22 protein-coding genes are annotated in these 22,998 nt (G+C 37.7%); 15 read left to right on the top strand and 7 right to left on the bottom strand.

Annotation, left to right across the window (positions count from 1 at the left end; all coding sequences use genetic code 11):
- Positions 1-1,989, top strand: a complete 1,989-nt coding sequence (locus tag QM874_RS09105; RefSeq protein ID WP_414317032.1) for an ABC transporter permease — start codon at positions 1-3, stop codon at positions 1,987-1,989.
- Positions 1,990-2,069: 80 nt separating this feature from the next.
- Here QM874_RS09105 and thrS read toward each other — a convergent pair whose 3' ends face one another.
- Positions 2,070-4,013 carry a threonine--tRNA ligase gene (gene thrS, locus QM874_RS09100; RefSeq protein ID WP_247912969.1) on the bottom strand — a complete coding sequence of 648 codons (1,944 nt, stop codon included), beginning with the start codon at positions 4,011-4,013 and terminating at the stop codon, positions 2,070-2,072.
- A 318-nt stretch (positions 4,014-4,331) separates the two neighbouring features.
- Positions 4,332-4,706: a hypothetical protein gene (locus QM874_RS09095; protein WP_414317031.1), complete on the bottom strand. Its 375-nt coding sequence runs from the start codon at positions 4,704-4,706 to the stop codon at positions 4,332-4,334.
- 205 nt (positions 4,707-4,911) lie between these two features.
- Between QM874_RS09095 and rpsO the strand changes: the two genes are divergently transcribed.
- From rpsO to QM874_RS09060, 7 genes are all read left to right on the top strand, one after another.
- Positions 4,912-5,181, top strand: coding sequence for a 30S ribosomal protein S15 (gene rpsO, locus QM874_RS09090; RefSeq protein ID WP_001018251.1), 270 nt, complete (start codon positions 4,912-4,914; stop codon positions 5,179-5,181).
- A 619-nt stretch (positions 5,182-5,800) separates the two neighbouring features.
- Positions 5,801-6,847, top strand: a complete 1,047-nt coding sequence (locus QM874_RS09085) for a FecCD family ABC transporter permease (RefSeq protein ID WP_414317030.1) — start codon at positions 5,801-5,803, stop codon at positions 6,845-6,847.
- A gap of 1 nt (position 6,848) precedes the next feature.
- The gene (locus QM874_RS09080) at positions 6,849-7,604 is read left to right on the top strand and encodes an ABC transporter ATP-binding protein (RefSeq protein WP_414317029.1); all 756 of its coding nucleotides are present in this window, start codon (positions 6,849-6,851) and stop codon (positions 7,602-7,604) included.
- Positions 7,605-7,627: 23 nt separating this feature from the next.
- A complete protein-coding gene (locus QM874_RS09075; RefSeq protein ID WP_414317028.1) occupies positions 7,628-8,638 on the top strand; it encodes an ABC transporter substrate-binding protein in 1,011 nt (336 codons plus the stop codon).
- Complete coding sequence (locus tag QM874_RS09070; protein WP_414317027.1) at positions 8,619-9,314, top strand: alpha/beta hydrolase-fold protein; 696 nt, start codon at positions 8,619-8,621, stop codon at positions 9,312-9,314. Before QM874_RS09075 ends, QM874_RS09070 begins: the two co-directional genes overlap by 20 nt.
- Positions 9,315-9,479: 165 nt before the next feature.
- Positions 9,480-10,823, top strand: a complete 1,344-nt coding sequence (locus QM874_RS09065; protein WP_414317026.1) for a DEAD/DEAH box helicase — start codon at positions 9,480-9,482, stop codon at positions 10,821-10,823.
- Between the two features lie 248 nt (positions 10,824-11,071).
- Positions 11,072-12,451, top strand: coding sequence for a VWA domain-containing protein (locus QM874_RS09060; RefSeq protein WP_414317025.1), 1,380 nt, complete (start codon positions 11,072-11,074; stop codon positions 12,449-12,451).
- A gap of 136 nt (positions 12,452-12,587) precedes the next feature.
- On the opposite strand, the gene QM874_RS09055 is transcribed toward QM874_RS09060, so the two are convergent.
- Together QM874_RS09055 and QM874_RS09050 are read right to left on the bottom strand one after the other, a co-directional pair.
- Positions 12,588-12,797: a hypothetical protein gene (locus tag QM874_RS09055; protein WP_006148878.1), complete on the bottom strand. Its 210-nt coding sequence runs from the start codon at positions 12,795-12,797 to the stop codon at positions 12,588-12,590.
- A gap of 297 nt (positions 12,798-13,094) precedes the next feature.
- A complete protein-coding gene (locus QM874_RS09050) occupies positions 13,095-13,640 on the bottom strand; it encodes a helix-turn-helix domain-containing protein (RefSeq protein ID WP_004260750.1) in 546 nt (181 codons plus the stop codon).
- Between the two features lie 244 nt (positions 13,641-13,884).
- Here QM874_RS09050 and QM874_RS09045 point away from each other — a divergent pair, with 244 nt between their 5' ends.
- The 4 genes from QM874_RS09045 to QM874_RS09030 all read left to right on the top strand — a co-directional run bounded on the left by QM874_RS09045 (position 13,885) and on the right by QM874_RS09030 (position 17,691).
- Positions 13,885-14,232: a hypothetical protein gene (locus QM874_RS09045; protein WP_004260747.1), complete on the top strand. Its 348-nt coding sequence runs from the start codon at positions 13,885-13,887 to the stop codon at positions 14,230-14,232.
- Positions 14,233-14,753: 521 nt separating this feature from the next.
- Entirely contained in the window at positions 14,754-16,073 is a 1,320-nt protein-coding gene (locus QM874_RS09040; RefSeq protein WP_025173186.1) for a Rep family protein, read from the top strand.
- Positions 16,074-16,289: 216 nt separating this feature from the next.
- The gene (locus tag QM874_RS09035; protein ID WP_004260740.1) at positions 16,290-16,508 is read left to right on the top strand and encodes a DUF3173 family protein; all 219 of its coding nucleotides are present in this window, start codon (positions 16,290-16,292) and stop codon (positions 16,506-16,508) included.
- Positions 16,501-17,691: a tyrosine-type recombinase/integrase gene (locus QM874_RS09030; RefSeq protein ID WP_004260738.1), complete on the top strand. Its 1,191-nt coding sequence runs from the start codon at positions 16,501-16,503 to the stop codon at positions 17,689-17,691. The genes QM874_RS09035 and QM874_RS09030 overlap by 8 nt, the downstream gene beginning before the upstream one ends.
- A 29-nt stretch (positions 17,692-17,720) precedes the next feature.
- On the opposite strand, the gene QM874_RS09025 is transcribed toward QM874_RS09030, so the two are convergent.
- On the bottom strand, positions 17,721-17,984 hold the full coding sequence (locus tag QM874_RS09025; protein WP_004260737.1) for a hypothetical protein: 264 nt from the start codon (positions 17,982-17,984) through the stop codon (positions 17,721-17,723).
- Between the two features lie 105 nt (positions 17,985-18,089).
- Here QM874_RS09025 and QM874_RS09020 point away from each other — a divergent pair, with 105 nt between their 5' ends.
- Entirely contained in the window at positions 18,090-18,266 is a 177-nt protein-coding gene (locus QM874_RS09020) for a hypothetical protein (RefSeq protein ID WP_167745184.1), read from the top strand.
- A gap of 81 nt (positions 18,267-18,347) precedes the next feature.
- On the opposite strand, the gene guaA is transcribed toward QM874_RS09020, so the two are convergent.
- Positions 18,348-19,910: a glutamine-hydrolyzing GMP synthase gene (guaA, locus tag QM874_RS09015; protein ID WP_004253965.1), complete on the bottom strand. Its 1,563-nt coding sequence runs from the start codon at positions 19,908-19,910 to the stop codon at positions 18,348-18,350.
- A gap of 140 nt (positions 19,911-20,050) precedes the next feature.
- On the opposite strand from guaA, the gene QM874_RS09010 reads away from it, so the two are divergent.
- Both QM874_RS09010 and metK read left to right on the top strand, forming a co-directional pair.
- Positions 20,051-20,749 carry a GntR family transcriptional regulator gene (locus QM874_RS09010; RefSeq protein ID WP_414317024.1) on the top strand — a complete coding sequence of 233 codons (699 nt, stop codon included), beginning with the start codon at positions 20,051-20,053 and terminating at the stop codon, positions 20,747-20,749.
- A gap of 250 nt (positions 20,750-20,999) precedes the next feature.
- Positions 21,000-22,190 carry a methionine adenosyltransferase gene (gene metK, locus QM874_RS09005; RefSeq protein WP_414317023.1) on the top strand — a complete coding sequence of 397 codons (1,191 nt, stop codon included), beginning with the start codon at positions 21,000-21,002 and terminating at the stop codon, positions 22,188-22,190.
- A gap of 36 nt (positions 22,191-22,226) precedes the next feature.
- On the opposite strand, the gene QM874_RS09000 is transcribed toward metK, so the two are convergent.
- On the bottom strand, positions 22,227-22,859 hold the full coding sequence (locus QM874_RS09000) for a GNAT family N-acetyltransferase (protein ID WP_414317022.1): 633 nt from the start codon (positions 22,857-22,859) through the stop codon (positions 22,227-22,229).
- Between the last annotated feature and the right edge of the window lie 139 nt (positions 22,860-22,998).

The raw sequence follows: 22,998 nt of genomic DNA, 5'->3' as shown, positions 1-22,998 counted from the left end.
ATGTTTCGATTAACCAATAAGTTGGCCATATCCAACTTAATCAAAAACCGCAAACTCTATTACCCATTTGCTTTGGCTGTCATTTTGGCAGTCACAATTAGCTATCTCTTTTACTCCCTAGCCTTCAATCCCAAGATTGCGGAAATCCGTGGAGGTGAAACGATTCAAGCTACACTTGGATTTGGTATGGTGATTGTCACACTTGCGTCATCCATAATCGTACTCTATGCCAATAGTTTTGTCATGAAAAACCGTTCCAAGGAACTGGGAATTTATGGCATGTTGGGCTTGGAGAAGCGTCATCTGATTAGTATGACTTTTAAGGAGTTAGTACTATTTGGGATTCTAACCGTTGGTGCAGGTATTGGTATTGGAGCCTTGCTTGACAAGTTGATTTTCGCCTTCTTGCTTAAACTGATGAAATTGAAGGTTGAGCTGGTCGCTACCTTCCAGATGAAAGTTGTCATTACAGTACTTGTTGTCTTTGGTTTGATTTTCCTAAGCCTCATGTTCCTAAATGCCCTTCGAATTGCTCGCATGAATGCCCTTCAGCTCTCACGTGAGAAAGCTAGCGGAGAGAAAAAAGGCCGATTCCTTCTTCTCCAAACCATTCTTGGTTCCATTAGCTTAGGGATTGGCTATTATCTTGCCCTTACAGTAAAAGATCCTCTTACAGCCCTAACAACATTTTTCCTAGCTGTTTTGCTGGTTATCTTTGGTACTTATCTTTTGTTCAATGCAGGGATTACAGTTTTCCTTCAAATCTTAAAGAAAAATAAAAAATACTATTACCAACCAAATAATCTCATCTCAGTGTCCAACTTGATTTTCCGTATGAAGAAAAATGCGGTTGGACTAGCAACTATCGCAATTTTGTCAACAATGGTTTTAGTAACCATGTCAGCAGCAACAAGCATTTTCAATGCCTCAGAAAGCTTTAAAAAAGTTATGAATCCGCATGACTTTGGGATTACTGGACAAAATGTTGAAAAAGAAGATTTGGACAAACTCTTGAGCCAGTTTGCAAGTGACAAAGGTTATAGTGTCAAAGAGAAAGAAGTGCTTCGTTACAGTAACTTTGGTATTGCAAATCAAGAAGGAACCAAGTTAACTATTTTTGAAAAAGGACAAAACCGTGTCCAACCAAAAACAGTTTTCATGGTATTTGACCAAAAAGATTATGAAAATATGACTGGTCAAAAACTTTCTCTATCAGGAAATGAGATCGGTCTTTTTGCCAAAAATGACGGACTGAAAGGACAGAAAGCTCTAACTCTAAATAACCATCAATTTTCTGTAAAAGAAGAATTTAATACAGATTTTATTGTGAACCATGTCCCAAATCAGTTTAATATTTTTACTACTGATTACAATTACCTTGTTGTTCCTAATTTGCAAGCATTTTTAGACCAATTCCCAGATTCAGCTATCTATAATCAGCTGTACGGTGGTATGAATGTAAATGCCAGCGAAGAAGAACAACTCAAGGTCGCTGACGAGTATGAAAAATACCTCGATCAGTTTAATGCTCAATTAAACACAGAAGGTAGCTATGTTTATGGTAGCAATCTAGCAGATGGCAGTGCGCAGATGAGTGCCCTCTTTGGTGGTGTCTTCTTTATCGGTATTTTCCTCTCTATCATCTTTATGGTAGGTACTGTACTGGTCATTTACTATAAACAAATCTCAGAAGGTTATGAGGATCGTGAACGCTTTGTCATCCTGCAAAAAGTGGGCTTGGATCAAAAACAAATCAAGCAAACTATTAACAAGCAAGTTTTGACTGTCTTCTTCCTTCCGCTAATCTTCGCCTTTCTACATTTGGCATTTGCCTATCATATGTTAAGTTTGATTCTTAAGGTCATTGGGGTAGTAGATACAGCTATGATGTTAAGTGTAACACTTTTTATTTGTGGTATCTTTGCTTTAGTCTATGTCCTAATCTTTATGATAACTTCAAGAAGCTATCGCAAGATTGTTCAAATCTAGAGACAGAAGCATCAAAAAAGCAACAGCTGAAACAGTTGTTGCTTTTTTAGTAGCTAGGATTTTGTACCAGCTTTTATCTCTTATTTCTCAACACGTGATTTGTTGGCGATATCAGCTAGGATAGCTGCTACAAACTCCTCTACTGACACAGTGTTCGTTTCTTTTTGTCCATAGCGACGAACGTTGACAGTTCCATCTTCCATTTCCTTATCACCAACGATCAATTGGTAAGGAATCTTGCTAGTTTGTGATGCACGGATCTTGAATTGCATTTTTTCATTACGTTCATCCACATCAGCACGGACACCACGGTCACGGAGCTTCTTAGCCACTTCCCAAGCGTAGTCCACGTGTTTTTCGTTAGATACTGGGATGAGGGTTACTTGATGTGGTGCAAGCCATGTTGGGAAGGCACCCTTGTAGTTTTCAATCAAGATAGCTGTGAAGCGTTCCATTGTTGAGATAACCCCACGGTGGATCATAACTGGGCGATGTTCTTCACCATCAGCTCCGATGTATTTAAGGTCGAAGCGTTCTGGAAGCAAGAAGTCAAGCTGGATCGTAGAGAGGGTTTCTTCTTTTCCAAGGGCAGTCTTAACCTGGATATCCAATTTTGGTCCGTAGAAGGCAGCTTCACCTTCAGCTTCAAAGTAATCAACACCCATCTCATCAAGGGCAGCACGAAGCATGGTTTGGGCATTTTCCCACATTTCATCGTTATCAAAGTACTTGTGAGTATCTTGAGGGTCACGAAGAGAGAGGCGGAAACGGTATTCATTCAAGTTGAAATCTTCATAAACATCGATAATCAACTGAAGGGCACGTTGGAATTCTTCTTGGATTTGTTCAGGAGTTACAAAGAGGTGACCGTCGTTGAGAGACATTTCACGCACACGTTGAAGACCAGTGAGGGCACCAGATTTTTCGTAACGGTGCATCATCCCGATTTCAGCGATACGGATTGGCAACTCACGGTATGAGTGAACATGGTGCTTGAAGACTTGGATGTGGTGTGGGCAGTTCATTGGGCGAAGGACGAATTCTTCCCCATCTCCCATATCCATAGTTGGGAACATGTCTTCTTGGTAATGATCCCAGTGACCAGAAGTCTTGTAAAGCTCTACAGAAGCAAGTGGTGGAGTGTAAACGTGTTGGTAGCCAGAAGCTAACTCCTTGTCGACGATGTAGCGTTCTAACTCACGACGGATTGTCGCCCCATTTGGCAACCAGAATGGAAGACCTTGACCAACCTCTTGAGAAATCATAAAGAGATCAAGCTCTTTACCAAGTTTACGGTGGTCACGTTCTTTGGCTTCTTCACGCATTTGAAGGTAGTTTTTCAAGTCTTTCTTGTCGAACCAAGCTGTACCATAGATCCGTTGCATCATAGCGTTGTCGCTATTTCCGCGCCAGTAAGCACCAGCTACATGGAGAAGGTGGAAGATTTGAATGCGGCCTGTTGATGGGACGTGAGGTCCACGGCAAAGGTCCACGTATTCACCCTGACGGTAGATGGTCAAGCCACCCTCGTCTTCTGAGTGTTCCTCGATCAATTCCAATTTGTATGGATCATTCTTAAAGATTTCACGAGCTTCATCCTTAGTCACTTCTTCACGAATAGATGGGAAGTTTTCTTTAACGATTTTTTGCATTTCTTCTTCGATACGAGGAAGATCTTCGTTAGAGATTTGACCAGCTTGGTTATCAGTATCGTAGTAGAAACCATCTTCGATGGCTGGACCAACTCCCAAGTGAATGTCTGGGAAAAGACGACGAGCTGCTTGAGCGAACAAGTGGGCTGCTGAGTGACGCAAGATGTCAAGAGCGTCTTCGTGATCAGGTGTCACGATTTCGATGCTTCCGTCTTCAGTAATAGCACGAGTAGTGTCGATGAGTTTGCCGTTAAATTTACCAGCAAGAGCTTTTTTAGCTAGAGAATTGCTGATGGATTGAGCAATTTCAAAAGTTGTAACGCCAGATTCGAATTCACGAACAGCGCCATCTGGGAAAGTAATTTTGATCATGGTTTTCTCCTTATATTAGTTATCCATTATTTCTATAGCAGAGGTGTTTCCCTATTTTGCAGTTTTAAATCAAGAAAAACAAAAAGCGACATCCTAAAAAGGACGTCGCAACGTGGTTCCACCTTCATTTATGTTCCTCAAAAAAGAGAGACACCTCTGATTGGCTCTAACGTGGCCACCGTTTTATGTTTGCATAAAAGTCAGTAGAGTAGTATCAGTATAGTCTTTCTATGCGTTCTCAGCAACCACGCACTCTCTGGTAGAAAGGGGCTAAGTGACTTGTCTCTATGCATTATTATAGCATGATTGTGAGATTTTTCAAGGATTTTGTGAAAGTTTTTTGTTTTTCAGTTTTTGCACTAGATTCTTAACAGCTGCACCGACAGCCATACCCGCGAGGGCAAAGATTTCATAGGCTAGGAAGTAGAGAAGGATAAATTCTCCGAAAGTAATGATGGTAAAGCAAAAGAGAAATCCAACTCCAATTAACCACCAAACTGAGAACTTGAAACGATAAGAGTAGAATAGTGATACTATGAAAGTCACCAGTGGAGAGAAGATAATAACGTTGCCGATGGTGAGCTCCTTCAAGATATAGTTTTTAGTAATAGTCCATAATAACAGCTCATAAAGTGGCCAATAAAAGAAAAATATGACCAGATAGTAGGGGAGATATTGCGAGAATTTACGCATGGTAATCACCTCTCTTTTTAAGATGTCAACTTAGATATCCTTCCTATAACTATTATAGCACTTTTGTGGTAAGAATAGTAAATCAGTTGACAAAGAACTTAGTTATTGGTAGAATAGGAAATGTCGTAAAGACAAATAACTTCTTCTTGGTTACAGGCATGCCAACCTGTCACTCGGATGAAGCCAAATAAAAAGGAGAAACATCATGGCAATCTCAAAAGAGAAAAAAAATGAAATCATTGCACAATATGCACGTCACGAAGGTGATACAGGTTCAGTAGAGGTTCAAGTTGCTGTCCTTACTTGGGAAATCAACCACCTTAACGAACACATCAAACAACACAAAAAAGACCACGCTACTTACCGTGGATTGATGAAGAAAATCGGTCGCCGTCGTAACTTGCTTGCATACTTGCGTAAAAACGACGTTAACCGTTACCGTGAGTTGATCAACTCTCTTGGACTTCGTCGTTAATCTTGCGTCTAAAACGTTTCTATACTTCGTTGGCTTCGCCTCGATGTACCATCAGTACAATCTTCGGCTTGCCGCCTAGTCTATAAACGTTTTATCCAGCAAGAATCAAGCTCTCTGACTTCAGGGGGCTTTTTGTTTTTGTCAAGTGCTTAGGCCGTGTTCAATTGAGCACATCTTGAAAATAAGGCTACTCTAGTTGAGTAGCTTTTTATTTTTGTCACCTTACCTCGATATACTCAAGTATTATCTTCGGTTATGGATCCTAGCACTGTAAGGTAAAATAAACCAGAATGATCTCCCTTCGGGGAGATTTTTTTGTTTCACTAACATTTTTGTACAATCTTCGGCTTGCCTCCTAGTCTATAAACGTTTTAAGTAGCAAGAATCATGATGCTAAGTGCGTTAAAAATCCGTATGAAAATAGGGAAACGACACCGTGTTCGATGAACACAAGGAGTTTCATCTTTTTCACTAGGATTTTAGCCCATGATCAAATCAGCCCTCTGACTTCAGAGGGCTTTTTTGTGTGCATTTTTCTAGTCTTGCTCATGATTTAGAAATGTGGTATACTGTTTATTAAAATTGTCAAAATTTTTAATTTTTGTTAAAGGAGGGTTTCATGCTTTCCAAATTTTCTGGAAGCCATCAAAACCTGAGATATTGTTTTTTACTAGCTATCCTGTTAGGAGCTTTGGGGATTTCTCTGTTTCTGGCAGTTTCTATGGGGCCTGTTCAAATTAGCTTGAGTGATACCTATCGGATAATTTTGAGTCAGTTAGGGGCTCCTTTTGAGATAGGAGACATTTCAAAGTCTACGCTTGCTATTGTTTGGAATATGAGATTACCACGGGTTTTTCTTGCTTTGATTGTGGGTGCAGGCCTTTCCATGTGTGGTAGTGTCATGCAGTCAACGGTCAACAATCCAATAGCAGAGCCCTATGTATTAGGAATTTCAGCTGGGGCAACCTTTGGAGCAACTTTGAGTATTATTCTTGGATTTAAAGTTATGATTGGTCTAGGATCTTTCCTCGGAGCGACTTTAGCAACAGTTGCAGTTCTACTCATCGCATCCATGCAGGGTAGGATGACAACTTCTAGCTTAATCTTATCGGGTACGGTAGTGAATGCCCTATTTTTGGCTTTTTCAAACTTTATTATTTCTATTGGGGCCAATGCTGATAGCGTTATGACCATCAAGTTTTGGACCATGGGTTCCTTAGCGGGGACCTCATGGGCTCACTTAACTTTGCCAACAGTAGTAGTGGGAATAGCTTTCTTATTTTTCTCAACCCAATATCGTGTTTTTAATGCCATGATGATGGGAGATGAGGCGGCCTTGACCTTGGGAATTCCCTTGCGTTTTTACTGGTATCTCTATGTGACGATTGTGGCTATAATGACAGCAATCTTGGTATCGACCTGTGGGATTATTGGTTTTGTTGGCCTTATCACACCTCATCTAGCTCGAAGTTTGGTAGGGACAAATTACAAAAGGCTTTTTCCGATTGCAACCTTACTAGGCGCCCTCTTTGTCGTTTGGGCAGATGTTCTTTCTCGTGTCTTGATTCAGAATGCTGAACTTCCGATTGGTATCTTCACAGCCTTAGTAGGTGCACCTTTCTTTATCTACATGGTTGGAAGTAGACGAAGGGAGGTGAGGGTCTGATATGGACTTAATGTGTCAGGATATTCACTTTGGAATCGGAGAGAAAAAAATTCTCAAAGGAGTCTCACTTAAACTTGAGGGCAACCAATTTCATACCATTTTAGGACCCAATGGCAGTGGGAAGACTAGCTTGCTGAAACTCCTCTATCGACAGGAAAAGCCTGATCAGGGCTTGATTTCTTTAGATGGGAAGCCTCTAGACCAAATGAGCGTCAAAGAAACGGCAAAGCAGATGGCAGTCATCACGCAGTTTAATCAACTCCAGTTTGATTGTACGGTTGAGGAGATTGTCATGCTGGGCAGAACTCCCCATCTCTCTTTCTTGCAAAAGGAAAAAGACAGAGACTTTGCTTTGGTTGAGGATGCTTTGGTCAAGGTAGATCTGCTTGAAAAGAGAAATCGACTCTACTCTTCTTTGTCAGGAGGAGAGAAGCAGCGGGTTCTGTTAGCACGCTCCTTGGCCCAAGAGCCGACCCTCTTGCTCTTAGATGAACCGACCAATCATTTGGATATCAAGTATCAGCTAGACTTATTGACCATTGTCAAAAATCTTCAGATTAATGTGCTAGCTGTCTTGCATGATATTCAGCTAGCTTGTCGCTATTCAGACTATCTCTACCTAATGAAAGAAGGGGAGATTGTTTACCAAGGTACTCCAAAAGAGACCATCACACCCGAGTCATTGCAGGCTGTCTATGGCGTTCAAAGTAAGGTAACTTGGACAGAAGATCAGCAAGCCATGATTCACTATTTATAAAAATTAAAAAGGAAAATAAAAACATGAAAAAAACACTCAGTATTTTACTTGTAACAGTAGCTACCTTATCTTTGGCAGCTTGTAGTAACGCATCTAAAGAAACAGCAACGGCACCGGCTACAACAGAAGCTAGTCAAAAAGCTAATACAGAAACCAGCTATCCTGTAACTATCAAAACTTATGATGCTAAAGGAAACGAAGTCGAACAAGTCTTTGAAAAGGCACCTGAAAAGGTCATCACCAATAACCTCTCAACAACTGAAATCCTACTTGAACTCGGTTTGCAAGATAAAATTGCTGGCATGCTCAATCCTGATAATGCTGTAACTGGTAAATACAAGGATGCTATTGAAGCCATCCCTCACATTGGTGATAAAAAATCTGTCTCACAAGAAACAGTTCTTTCTTATGAACCAGATGCCTTGATGGGACGCAACATGATGTTTTCTGAAAAGTCAATGGGAACCATTAGTGCTTGGAATGAAAACAAAATCCCTGTTTATACGCAAAAAGCTTCACTTTCAACTATCCAACAAGATTTAGGAAATATCGTAGAAGATGTGAAGAATCTTGGTACCATTTTCAATGTCCAAGATAAGGCGAATCAATACGCAGAGCAATTACAAGCTAAAATCGATGCGGTTAAAAAAGCTAACCCAGAAACACAGGGTGAAAAGAAAAAAGCTCTGATTATGGTGGCCTACAATGACGAAACCTTTGGTGCCTACAAGTCAGCTCTTCAGGAAAGCTTGCTCAACCAACTTGGTTATACCAATGTCGCAACGGGAACTTCTGGTTTGACCTTGGAAAATCTAGTATCAATGGATCCAGAGTTGATTATCTATGTAACCAGCGATCGTAATCAAAAGTTAGATGAAAAAGCAGTGGATTTGATGAAGGCAAATGCTGTTTTGGAAAATGTACCAGCAATCAAGAACCAAAAAATCATGACTATCTCTTACGATGAGTTGATGGATTACGGTCCTGCAGTGATTGATTCCCTTGAGAAGATCAATGACTTTATCAAGCAATAAGGAGTTTAACTGGGAAGGGATTCAAGTTAGGATCAGTCTTCCTTCAAACTATGATCCTCAACAAGCCTATCCACTTGTGCTTTTAAATGATGGACAATTGGACTATTTGTCAGACCTATCCCAATCTGTGATTTTGGTGGGGTTGATTCCAGAAAATCGTCTGGATGACTTTACACCCTGGCAGTCTAAGGCTTTGAAAGAAGGGGCTCCAGATTTTGGTGGGAAGGTAGATGCATACCATCAGAAGCTCTTTCAAGGGATTCTAACAACTCTGCAAAAGGACTACTTGATTGATGAAAGTCGAATTGCCTATGGTGGCTATTCACTGGGGGGGCTTGCTGCCGTCTATAGTCTCTATAGTAGCTATCTTCCTGCGATCTGTATCTTTTCTATCTGTGGTTCCTTCTGGTATCCTGATTTTACAGAATTTTGCAGGGAACATGACCTGATACAGAGCCAAAGTCTGATTTATCTGCAAAATGGTCAGACAGAAGGTGCTAATCATTCCAACCGTCTGTCTAAGGCTCCTATTTTTGCTAGAAAAATTCATGATCTGATTTCAGAAGTAGTTCCCTCAACTTATTCTACTTTTGATGCTTATGGGCATCATGAAGCTCTTAAGGAACGTTATCATCTTTTTTGTGATTGGCTGAGAGAAGAGTGGAATCTTACGTAAAAATCTAATACTCTTTGTTTAGGATGGACAGAGAGTATTTTTCTTGTCTTTATTCGGGTAGATTTTGAATTTACTGAAATTTCCGTGGGTTTATCTAAATCGAAAGTTTAACTGTAATGCATCAAAATGTGGTATAATGAATAGATAGATAGAATCGAGGATATTATGTCATTTACGAAATTTAAGTTTAAAAAATATATAGAAGAAGCTTTGGAGGAGTTGAAATTTACGACACCTACCGAGGTTCAGGAAAAGTTGATTCCCATTGTCCTGGCAGGTCGTGACTTGGTTGGTGAATCAAAAACAGGTTCAGGGAAGACTCATACTTTCTTACTTCCCATTTTCCAACAATTGGACGAAGAGAGTGACAGTGTGCAGGCGGTTATTACAGCTCCAAGTCGTGAGTTAGCAACACAGATTTATCAAGCTGCTCGTCAAATTGCAGGACACTCAGAAGTAGAGATTCGTGTTGTTAACTATGTTGGTGGTACAGATAAGGCTCGCCAAATTGACAAACTGGCAAGCAACCAGCCCCATATCGTTATCGGAACACCAGGTCGTATCTATGATTTGGTCAAGTCTGGTGACCTTGCTATTCACAAGGCTAAGACCTTTGTAGTCGATGAAGCGGACATGACCTTGGATATGGGATTCTTGGAAACAGTTGATAAGATTGCAGGTAGCCTTCCAAAAGACTTGCAGTTTATGGTCTTTTCAGCGACTATCCCACAAAAACTGCAACCATTCTTGAAAAAGTACTTGTCTAATCCAGTTATGGAAAAGATCAAGACTAAAACAGTTATCTCAGATACCATTGATAACTGGTTGATTTCGACTAAAGGTCGTGATAAGAATGCCCAGATTTATGAATTGACTCAAGTCATGCAACCATATCTAGCCATGATTTTTGTCAATACAAAAACTCGTGCGGATGAATTGCATACATACTTAACAGCTCAAGGATTAAAGGTGGCAAAGATCCATGGGGATATTGCACCTCGTGAACGCAAACGGATCATGAATCAGGTGAAAAATCTTGATTTTGAATATATTGTAGCAACTGACTTAGCTGCGCGTGGGATTGATATTGAGGGTGTCAGCCATGTTATTAACGATGCCATTCCTCAAGACTTGTCCTTCTTTGTTCACCGTGTTGGACGAACTGGACGTAATGGTCTACCAGGTACAGCCATTACCCTTTATCAGCCAAGCGATGACTCTGATATTCGTGAGTTAGAGAAATTTGGAATCAAGTTTGTACCTAAGATGGTCAAAGACGGAGAATTCCAAGATACCTATGACCGTGACCGTCGTGCCAATCGTGAGAAGAAGCAGGAAAAACTGGATATCGAAATGATTGGGCTGGTTAAAAAGAAAAAGAAAAAAGTCAAACCAGGTTATAAGAAGAAAATCCAGTGGGCGGTCGATGAAAAACGTCGTAAAACCAAGCGTGCAGAAAGTCGTGCTCGTGGACGTGCAGAGCGTAAAGCCAAACGCCAAACATTTTAAAAATAAGACAGTAGAACCAAGTCGGTTTTACTGTTTTTTGTTAGCTAATATTTATAGGATAATATAAGTATCAAGGTTGAAATAGTGTGATAAATGAAATGAAAAGCTTTTAGAACCCTGATTTTATAAGGTTTTTGGATTGTTGGCTATACAACAGAAAACGCTTGCAAATTATAGTGATTTATGTTATTCTTAAAAAAAAACAGATTTTAAAAAAATATTAAATCTGTTAAAGAAAAGAGGTAATTATGGCAAAAGGAATGTTTAAGCAAGAACGTTTTTCGTTTCGTAAAATGAAGGTTGGATTGGCATCTGTGGCTATCCTCTTTGCTTTTGCACAACTTGGACAAGTTTCTGCTGATGAAACGAGTAAAGTTTCGTCAAGTGAAATTACTAAGGTAACTGATGCACCAAAAGTAGTTGAAGAAGTCAAATCGCCTATTGAGGAGGCCAAAGCAGAAATTGCAACTGAAAAATCAAGACCTATTACCAAAGAAACTGAAGCAAAAGCTGGGGATTTGATTGATGTCTCAAAGAAAGAATCTGCTGTCGAAGTAAAAGAAAGTCAAGAAGGCAATCAGAAAGTCCATATTGAAACATCTATGGCTGAGGTTACGAAGACAGAAATTGCTCCAGAAAAAGTGGAAAAAATTCCAGAACCTGTAACTACGACAAAAGAGAATACTGTAGCTGCTAAGGATAAAGATGGAAATTCTTATACTCAGTACGAACGAGTAGACAAGACAACAACTGTGGAAATAACTAAAACACCACCAACTGTTAAAAAAGCAGGAGCAGCTGATATTGTTTTCGTGGTTGACCGTTCAGGATCTATGGGAGGAACTATTAATACTGTTCGTAAAAATGTCAATGAGTTTGCAAGAAATCTTGCCAAAGATGGAGTAGCGGCACGTTTTGGATTAGCTACATATAGTGATGAAGTATACGGACGTCGATTAGGAAAAACTGACGAAGATACAATTCTAACGAAATTTGGTGAGACTTATTTTACAACAGATCCAGTTGAGCTTGAAAAAGCTTTAGAAAAAATTAAGATTGCACATGGGGGAGATTCTCCTGAAACAGCAACTCCTGCTCTCACAACGATTGTTTCTACTTACGACTGGTCTAAGTCACCAAAAAATAAAAAGTTTGTGGTGTTGTTAACAGATGCTAGGATGAAAGAAGATCCGTCAATTCCATCTATCGCTGAGACATTAACAACTCTGAAAAAAGCTGGTATTGATAGAATCGTAGCGACAACCTTGTATAATCAACGGAACTATAAAGATTTTGTATCTGAAGGTCGATTAATGACTATTGATCGTAACTTGGCTGACTCTTTAACTAAGGATGCAGCTTCATGGATTGTGGAAACAGTCAGTGAGGGACGTCAGTACAAGGTAACAAAAGACAGCTACCAATTCTACTTGGAACGTCGTACAACAGTGCCAGTTTTGGAGCAGAAAGTAACTCCTAAACCAGAACCTACTGCTTACAAACCAGCACCAGCTAAACTTCCTGAAACTGGAAGCAATGATACTGGAAATCAAAGTCTCATGGGACTTGGGTTATTGATGGCTGGATTTGGATTAGCCCTTGGAAACAGAAAATCAAAAGAACAGTAGTATAAAGTAATAAAAAAACACTTGATGTGGGCTATATGCTTTCCGCTCAAGTGTTTTTTTCTTATAATATGAGAGCTGTTAGAATTAGACTAAAGTAGGTGTGGTTCAAATATTCTGATGGGATTTTTATGTTTCTTTACGATGATTTCCAGAAAAACTTCCTATAAATTTTAGCAATCGTTAAAACGATAACGTAAACGATACCCAAGATGGTTAAAACAAATTTTCCAGGACTCACTTCTGATCCGATAATAAAGATATGAAAGAGAGGAGCGAGGCCAATGCACACGTATATCAGATAAGTAACAAGGTTTAATTCACCAAATCCTGCAAAAAAATCTTTCATTTAAATTCTCCTACAATATACTTTTAACATCAGTATACTATAAATAAAAGAAAAGAACAAAAGATAAATCAATAAAAACAAAACACCTGAATTAGAGTTGTATAGGCTTTTATCAGGTGTTTTTTGATTACGGAATTAAGATTTTTGTTGTTAAATTGTTGTTAAAATAAAGTAAAAAGCCTTAGAAATATTGATTTCTAGGCTTTTTTTAACTAATTAACTCTATTCCCACTCACTAAAAGTCAGATATTGACTATTTAGAATAGTTGATTTAATAGTGATTGATAGTACAATAAGTTAGTCTAAATTAGAGTGATTTGATTCGTTTGGTGCTAAATTGGTGTTAGATTTCTGCCAAGGCCATTTGAATTTTTTATTAGACTTTTTGAATTTGTAAAATTCGTTAACATCATCAGCAAATTCTTTTGCTTCATCTAGTATAGTATCCAAAATCAACTCTTCATCTTTATTAAGTTTATTTTTCTCCATCAGTATTTCTTTAAGTTTTGTTGGATTTAAAGATTCATCTAGTAAATCAAATGCTAATGTGATTTTTAAATCATAAAGATTTTGAATATCGGACTCTTTTAGAACACTTAAATCATATTTATATTTCTTATTTAAAATTGTATCTCCAAAATTTATATGCCTACCTAATAGTTCATCTGTTGTAGTATCTAGTATTTTTGATAGTTTCACTATATTTTCGAGAGTGGGTTCAGTACGACCGTTTTCCCACTTCGCATAGGCACTCTGACCAATATCTAAAAGTTTGGATATTTGTTCCTGCGTATATCCTTTACTTTTTCGTTTTTCTTTTAATCTGTTTGGGAAATCTAACATATAAATACCTACCTTCAAAAAAAAATTCCAAATAAGACTATTTTTATTGACAATTAGTCTTGTTTGGACTAAAATATAATTAGTCCTATTAAGACTAATTATAACAAACTATACTATGTTTGGCAAGAATTGGGGGTAACTGTCTATGATTGTATAAAAAAGTCTTTGAAGAAAAAAATCCTCAAAGGCTAAATAAAAAATCTATATAAATTATAACATAATTCAAGAAAAAGAGGTATAAGTAATGGCTAAACCAAATTGGAATAGAAGATTAGGAGAGGTTCTCCAACAAGATACAAGAAAAGTCACCCTTATGGGGAATAAAGGTAAAGAATATCAAACAGAGGTAGTTCCTGTCTTAGAAGTTGTTTCTACTGGAAGTGTCGAGGAGGTATTCAAAGATGGTGTTAGTGATGGATTTAAGTATGCAATAGTAGATACTGTACATCAGTTAGAATATGAAATTAAAGCGCCTGTAAAATTAGAAGTGGTCTTTGGTACGGTACTTGAATTTTACAATGTAACTGGTGGACAACTTAATAACAGTTCTTTAGGTTGGTATAAGGCAGAAAATGTAAAGATTTTAAAATGACCTAGAAATATAAGTAGCTGATAACTCGCACACACTAGCTAAAAATGTAGGTGCAAAGCAGGGGGCGAAGCCGTTGGCTAGCACCATGCACCGCACCGACCGCATTTTTAGAAGGAATATAGATTGTTAGTAGCTAGTAGCTAGTAGCAGGAGCGGAAGCGGAACGCCAGCGACTGCGATCACTAGCGGGTACTAGCGCTCACTAACAATCTATATACAGCATTATGTTTTAATTATACACTTTTTTAACTGATAAGAGTTTTTAGAGTTTTAATTTGCTCATTTGCTCAAAAGGTATGTTTTCTATGCGCGGACCATTCTAGGGCTTGTCGACAGAATGGTCTAAAAACCCTTTTAAACCGTAGGTTTGGGGTGGTTAACCCCTTTTGGTTTTATTTGAAAAAAGTCCGAAAAAACTTGAGCAAATTAATGAGCAAATTAGTGAGCAAATTAAGCAAAAATCTTTTAATTTGCTCAAGTTTAGGGCAAGTAAATTCAAAAAAATGATTGGAAAGGAAAAAATGGCAAAGAGAAAACAAACAACGACTTATATTTTTGAACAGCAGTTAAAGCCTGATTTTTGGGACTGGTCAGAAGATAGTAAAAAATTATTTTTAAATTGGGAAAATAATAAAATTGAAATTTTTAAAGAAATTTATGAACGAGTAAGATTGATTAGTGAATCGGAAGACTTAAAAATTGCTTTGATTATTCATGATAAAGATATTTCTTATGGCACAAAATTAGTTGAACCACATATTCATGGTTATATAGAATTTTCTAATAAAAAGGATTTAAATGTTTTGGCTTTAAGTCTTGGTATATTGCCACAATATATTGAGTCAAGTGGACGTGGTAAGTATGGGAAGATAAATTCAAAAGCCTATCTTATCCATGCCAAAGATAAAGATAAATATCAGTATTCTGCAAGTGATGTAGAAACATTTGATACGTTTGATTATGAAGCATTTATTAATCAAAATAGAGAAGATTTTGAGAAGTATGCAGCCACAAAAAAACGTGAAAAATCAGATGAAAGTTTAGATTTGACTTTATCTAAAATTCAATTAGGAGAATTAACCTATAATGATGTCATGGAAGATGATTCGCTTGCTTTTCTCTTTGGAAATAATCAGCAAAAATTTAGAGAAGGATTTAATTTTTATGGTGAAAGACAAACATTTTTACGCTTGAAAAGTTTAGAACGTAAAGAATATCAAATGACTGTAATCTATATTCAAGGAGATTCAGATATTGGAAAATCGGAATTAGCTAAGAATATAGCGTTACAAGCTCAGGCTAAATTAAATGAAGTGGGATTGCGTGGAGATATTTATTCAGCTTCATCTTCTAACCCATTTGATAATTATTTAGGTGAAGATATTTTGTTATTAGATGATTTAAGAGAGGACACTATGCGAGCGAGTGACTGGTTAAAGTTGCTTGATCCTCTTAATTCAGCTAGAATGTCAGCACGGTATCAGAATAAGTTAGTAGTTCCTCGGTTGATTATTATGCCAGTTTATATGTCACCTAAATTATTTTTTGGACGTATAAAGGCTGAGGATTTAAACCAGTTTCTTAGAAGAATTAACTTTTTAGTAGATGTAAGTCTTAAGCATGGTTCAGAAGTTGAGCGTTTATATAATATTTCTGAAGTTGTGAAGCGAAAAGGAATAGATTTCTATGAGAAAAAAGATGGTACTATTGCTGTTTTAAATTTTAGGTATGAAGATTTGTTTTGTGCCCATGATAGAGATGTTTTTATTGAGAAAATAGTCGAAGAATGTATTTGCCCTAGAATTTTACCTAAGGAAGTAAAGGACGTGACAAATGACTAAAAAAATCGTAATGTTCTTTGATAAAAGGCTAGATTCTGACTTTAGAGTGATACGATTTAAAAAGAGTATACCGATAACGCAGTCGCTAGATAATATTTATATGTTCATGAATGATAAAGATTTATGGACTAGATGCAAAAAAAAGATGCGTGAAAATCAATCACACATCAAAATAAAAAACCAAAATAATTATATCATAAAGAAAGGGGAAAAAGTATGTTTGTTGTAAAAAAAGATTTAATGAAATTAGGTTTTTCAAGTTGGCAAGCTATGATGTTAGTAAAACAGGCTAAAGCAAAATTAGCCAGTCAAGGTCTATCATGGTATGAAAGTAAAGGTTTAGGACGTGTACCACTTGAAACGGTAGAAGAAATCTTGGGTGTGAAAATAGATGAAGCCAGTCTAGTAGATATGGAAGTAAAAGAAAATGCCTAAGCTTCCAAATATATATCCATTACAAAATGGAACTTATAGAGCCTCTGTATCACTAGGATTTGATAGTCAGACTGGTAAAAGAATACGTAAGTTTAAGACTGGCTTTAAAACTCAAAGAGAAGCTCAACTGTGGCAATTACAGATTCAAGCAGATTTTGGAAAAGGGGCAATATCTACTAATAGTACAATGACTTTTAAAAAGTTTCTTGATGATTATTTTATACCAGACTATAAAAGCCAAGTAAGAAAACGTACTTTTGATATGACACAATCAAAATTTAAAAGACTTTCATATTTTGAGAATATGAAGTTATCAGATATCTTACCTCCTCATGTTAAGCAGTGGCAAAATGCAATGTTTATAGAGGGATTATCTAACAATTATATCCGTTCAGTTCATCAAATTTTACAACAGGTTTTTGATTTAGCAGTTAAACTAGGTATGTTATCAAGTAATGTTGCTAAGACAGTAGGAAATGTAAAAAAAGACCGTCCTAAAGTTGATTTTTGGACGGTAGAAGAATTTCAGCTATTTATTAGTACATTTGATAAATCTAATATCTATGAATTATTGTATTTTACTACATTTTGGTTTTTCTTTATGACTGGAGTTAGGACAAGTGAATTACAAGCTATTGAATGGTCGAAAATTGACTTTGAAAAAGGTACTGTTTTAATAGACTGTTCCATGTATTATAAAAGCCAAAAAGAGTGGTATCTTACCGATACAAAATCTATATCAGGTGTTAGGCTTTTGTATCTTGATGATGATACATTAGAACATTTGAAATATTGGAAGAAAGCACAATCTCAAATAGGGGAATGTAAATTTGTATTTTCCATAGCTGATAGTCCATTGGTAAAATCAACTCTTAAACGTGTTCTAAAATCTCATAGTGATTACGCAAAAATAAAATCAATTAGGATCCATGATTTAAGACACTCTCATGCCAGCTTTATGCTCTCTTTGGGAATGAATGATTTAGAAATGCAAAATCGTTTAGGACACGCTGATATTAAGACTACACTTGGAACGTACTCTCATTTAAGACCAAGTGCAATGAAAGAAGTGGCAACTAGAATGACTGGAAAAGTAGTGGTGAGTGACAATAATATCAGAAAGAGTAAATTTAAGGGCAATCAGCATACTAAAAAAAATCAATCTAAAGTTTTGTCTGACTAGCGAAGTCTGTCCGATTTAACTTTAGATTTCTACGGTAAACTATTAGTGTTTACCGTATTTTTTATCTCTTTCCATGTTTCAAGATAATTATCTCGATTTAATTCAATTTGTTTCTGTGCAAAACGAATATCATAATCTGCTAAATCTATATTTTCTATAACTTCATTTGTAAGAATATTAAAAGTCCCAATTAATTCTTTATCATCATACATTTTTAGAACTGGGATATTCTGTTCTTTATTTGAATCAGATTTTGAAATTTCCAAAGTAGTCATACCGAATTCTTTAAGCATTTTATACCCTCTTCTATTTTTTCTTATTATATCACATTTGAAATTTATCAAATTAGTTGATGTAAGTATTTTTTTATGTATAATTTATATTAGGGGGGTATCATAATGAGAAAACAAGATTTGATTAGTGAGTTTGAATTTAAAAATGATTTATATCGTGTTTATGAATTAGATGAAAATGATAGTGATTATGACAGAATTGTTAGAGAATCAAAGAAGGGTAAGTATGTAGAGAGTACAAAAAATGTTAAAAAGATTTTAGATTTAGACATTGAAAAATAGTTTTTGGTGCTAAATTGGTGCTAATAGGAAAATAAAAACGCTGAAATCATTGATTTCAAGCGTTTTTTTGAATAACTTACTCTACTCCCACTCAACGGTTGCAGGTGGTTTACTTGTAATATCATAGACGATGCGGTTAACGTGGTCAACTTCGTTTACGATACGAACTGAGATTTTCTGGAGAACTTCCCAAGGGATCTTAGCGAAGTCAGCTGTCATACCATCGATAGAAGTGATAGCACGGATAGCAATTGTATAGTCATAAGTACGGCCGTCTCCCATAACACCTACTGAACGAACGCCAGTGTTAACAGTGAAGTATTGCCAGATATCGCGGTCAAGACCAGCTTTGGCGATCTCTTCACGAAGGATAGCGTCTGATTCACGGACAGTTTCGAGTTTTTCTTCAGTGATTTCCCCCATAACACGGATAGCAAGCCCTGGCCCTGGGAATGGTTGGCGCCATACGATGTGGTCTGGCATACCAAGTTCAGTACCAAGGGCACGAACTTCGTCCTTGTAAAGAGTGTTGAGTGGCTCGATCAGTTCAAACTGCATGTCTTCTGGGAGTCCACCAACGTTGTGGTGAGACTTGATGGTTTGAGCAGTATCCGTACCAGACTCAATCACGTCTGTATAGAGTGTCCCTTGAGCAAGGAATTTCACGTCTGTTAGTTTGCTTGCCTCATCGTCAAAGACATAAACAAACTCGTTACCGATAATCTTCCGTTTTTGTTCAGGATCAGATACACCAGCCAATTTATCAAGGAAACGTTTGGCAGCGTCTGCTTTGACAATGTTCAAACCAAACTTACCACCAAGCATATCCATAACTTGGTCAGCTTCACCTTTACGGAGAAGACCGTGGTCTACAAAGATACAGATCAATTGATCCCCGATGGCTTTTTGGAGAAGAACCCCAACAACAGAAGAGTCAACACCACCAGAAAGTCCGAGGAGAACACGTTTGTCTCCAACTTTCTCACGGATTTGTTTGATTTGCATCTCGATGAAGTTATCCATTGTCCAGTCCCCTTTGGCACCACAGATGTTCAAGGCAAAGTTTCGGAGGATATCATAACCGTGTACTGAGTGGCGAACTTCAGGGTGGAATTGGATACCATAGATTTTCTTGTCTGGATTTTCAATAGATGCGTAAGGACAGTCAGCAGAAGTTCCAGTACGGACAAAATCAGCAGGAATTTCTGTAACAGCATCCCCATGGCTCATCAAGACAAGTTGCTCATCTGGAGTACCCGCAAAAAGAGCTGATTCTGTGTGAGTCAATGTTGATTGACCATATTCACGGTTACCAGCATCGCCTGCAGGAACAACCTTACCACCAAGCTTGTGAGTCAATAGCTGCATACCATAGCAGATTCCCAAAATCGGAATTCCAAGTTCAAAAATCTCTGGATCAATATCAAACGATCCTTCTTCGTAAACAGAGTTTGGACCACCTGAAAGTACAATCCCGATAGGATTGATAGCACGGACTTCGTCAGCCGAAATCTTGTGACTTTTTAGTTCTGAAAAGACACCAATCTCACGGATACGACGTGAGATAAGTTGGTTATACTGGCTACCATAATCCAGTACGATGATCTTTTCGACATCTTGCAAATCAGTTGAAATGTTGCTCATCTTTTCCCTTTCTTAAAAGAAATATCTTCTTGAATATTCTATCATAAAAGGGTTAGAATTACCAACCAAACAAGTGCGGTTTGACTTTTCCCCATAAGATACGGTACAATGGAAAAAATAAAGAAAAGAAGTGAGCAAGCATGTTACCAGCTTATATGAAAATTCACGACCAAATCAAGAAAGATATTGATGAGGGAAATTGGAAAATAGGAGAGAGACTCCCAAGTGAGCGAGACTTAGCCGAGGAATTTGAGGTTAGCCGCATGACCTTACGTCAAGCAATCTCTCTTTTGGTTGAAGAAGGGGTTTTGGAACGACGTGTAGGTAGTGGGACCTTTGTTTCAAGCACACGTGTTCAGGAAAGAATGCGTGGAACAACTAGTTTTACGGAGATTGTAAAAGCTCAGGGTAAAACACCATCGAGTCATCTGATTTCCTATCGTCGAACCATTCCAAATGAGCAAGAAGTGGCTAAACTAGGTATACTACCAACTGACAATATAATTCGGATGGAACGTGTTCGCTATGCTGATAAGGTTCCTGTTGTCTATGAAGTGGCTTCGATTCCTGAGAAATTTATCAAAAATTTCAAAAAAGAAGAAGTAACCAAGCACTTCTTTCAAACCTTGCAAGAGCATGGTTATCGAATTGGTAAATCTCATCAGACCATTTATGCCCGCTTAGCCAAGGAAAAAATTGCTTATTACTTAGAGGTCGAAAAAGGGCATGCTATATTAGGACTGACTCAGGTGTCTTACTTTGATGACGGGACGGCTTTCGAGTATGTAAAGAGCCAATACGTCGGAGAACGGTTTGAATTTTATCTAGAAAATAATTAGTTTTTATGAAATCTCTTGAAGTAGGATTTTAACTCTTGCTTTAGGAGATTTTTTGATCTTGTATTCATGTAAAAAAGACTGGTTGGGAAATGAGAGAAAAAAAGCAATAATCTAGGCATTTTTCTAGAAATCGTGTTATAATAGTTAGGTTATATGGTCCCGATAAGGTGGTAGAAATTTATTGCGAATAGTTTTTCTATCAGTACTTTGTAACTCTATAACGAATATTTTTTAAGGGGGGACATTTTTTATGTCAGAACGTAAACTTTTCACGTCTGAATCTGTATCTGAGGGGCACCCAGATAAGATTGCAGACCAAATTTCAGATGCTATCTTGGATGCTATTTTAGAGCAAGATCCAGAGGCGCACGTTGCCGCTGAAACAGCTGTTTATACTGGTTCAGTACATGTTTTCGGTGAAATTTCAACCAATGCTTATGTCGATATTAACCGAGTGGTTCGTGATACTATTGCAGAAATCGGTTATACCAATACAGAGTACGGTTTTTCTGCGGAGACGGTAGGAGTTCACCCATCCTTGGTAGAACAATCACCAGATATCGCTCAAGGGGTTAATGAAGCCTTAGAAGTTCGTGGGAATGCGGATCAAGATCCACTTGATTTGATTGGGGCTGGAGACCAAGGTCTCATGTTTGGTTTTGCGGTGGATGAAACTGAAGAACTCATGCCATTGCCAATCTCACTCAGCCACAAGTTGGTTCGTCGTTTGGCAGAGCTACGTAAGTCTGGTGAAATTAGTTACCTTCGTCCAGACGCTAAATCTCAAGTTACTGTTGAATATGATGAGAATGACCAACCAGTGCGCGTGGACACTGTCGTTATTTCAACTCAACACGATCCAGAAGTCAGCAATGAACAAATCCATGAGGATGTAATCAACAAGGTCATCAAAGAAGTGATTCCAGCTTCATATCTTGACGATGAAACTAAATTCTTCATCAATCCAACAGGTCGTTTCGTTATCGGAGGACCTCAAGGGGACTCAGGTTTGACGGGTCGTAAGATCATCGTGGATACCTATGGTGGTTATTCACGTCATGGTGGTGGTGCCTTCTCTGGTAAGGACGCGACTAAGGTTGACCGTTCTGCTTCTTATGCAGCTCGCTATATTGCCAAAAACATTGTTGCTGCAGGTCTTGCTAAGAAAGCTGAAGTGCAATTGGCTTACGCAATTGGTGTAGCCCAACCTGTATCTGTTCGTATCGATACCTTCGGTACTGGAACAGTCGCTGAAAGCAAGCTTGAAAAGGCAGCGCGTCAAATCTTTGACCTTCGTCCAGCAGGAATCATTCAAATGCTAGACCTTAAACGTCCAATCTACCGTCAAACAGCGGCTTATGGACACATGGGACGTACAGATATTGACCTTCCATGGGAACGCTTGGATAAGGTTGATGCCTTGAAAGAAGCAGTTAAATAAAGTAAAAAAGGAGTTGATTTAAACTCCTTTTTTACTTTATTTATTGATAGTCTTTAAAAAAGCCCAGTTTCCAATAGACTTAGTCCCATACTCTAACTCCATGAAATCTAGTAATACATATTCGTTCTTTTTGTAGAATGAAACATTTTTTTCTGTACTGGTAATGAGTCCTAAACGCTTGCAACCCTTGGATTTGACATAAGGCTCAACTGCGTCTCTAAGAAAAGCACTGCCCACTCCTTGTCCTTTAACGGATGGATTGACTGCAAGGAGCATCAAATACCAGTCAAAGCTATTAGATTTTTTCAAATGTTCTTCGGAACGGTCTACTAGATCAAGATACTTCAAAAAATTTCGTGGGCTAATGTAGCGAAACAGTTTTATGACACCATTTAGCAAGTAAGATAGGATAGAAAAATCATTTTGTTGTAATAGGGCAACAGCCAGGATTTCTCCGTCTTGTTCAGCTATTAAACAGGTCTCTTCTTTGATATAGAGGCGAGTAAGGAGACTCTCCAATAGTTCTAAAAAAGCAGGATAGTATTCAGGTTTCTTGAGATCATCTATGATTAGAGTTAAAAAAGGATAATCAAAGAAGCTGTCGGCCACCACTTTTCCAATTTTTTGATATTCGTCCAGCCTTGCTTTTCTGTATATTATTTTTTTCATTTATAGGCTCCTTTTCCAATTCTCTAACATTATAACAAAACATATTAATTTTTTCGATAAAAATATTAAAGATTTACAGAAATATCTACCAATTTAGTAGTTTAGATGCTTCTCTAATAAATTACACGAATAGTGTAAG

It is taken from the genome of Streptococcus infantis, from assembly GCF_047463615.1.
GTDB lineage: Bacteria > Bacillota > Bacilli > Lactobacillales > Streptococcaceae > Streptococcus > Streptococcus infantis_X.
The sequence above is the reverse complement of the archived record's forward strand: the minus strand, read 5'-3'. Positions and strand labels throughout refer to the sequence as shown.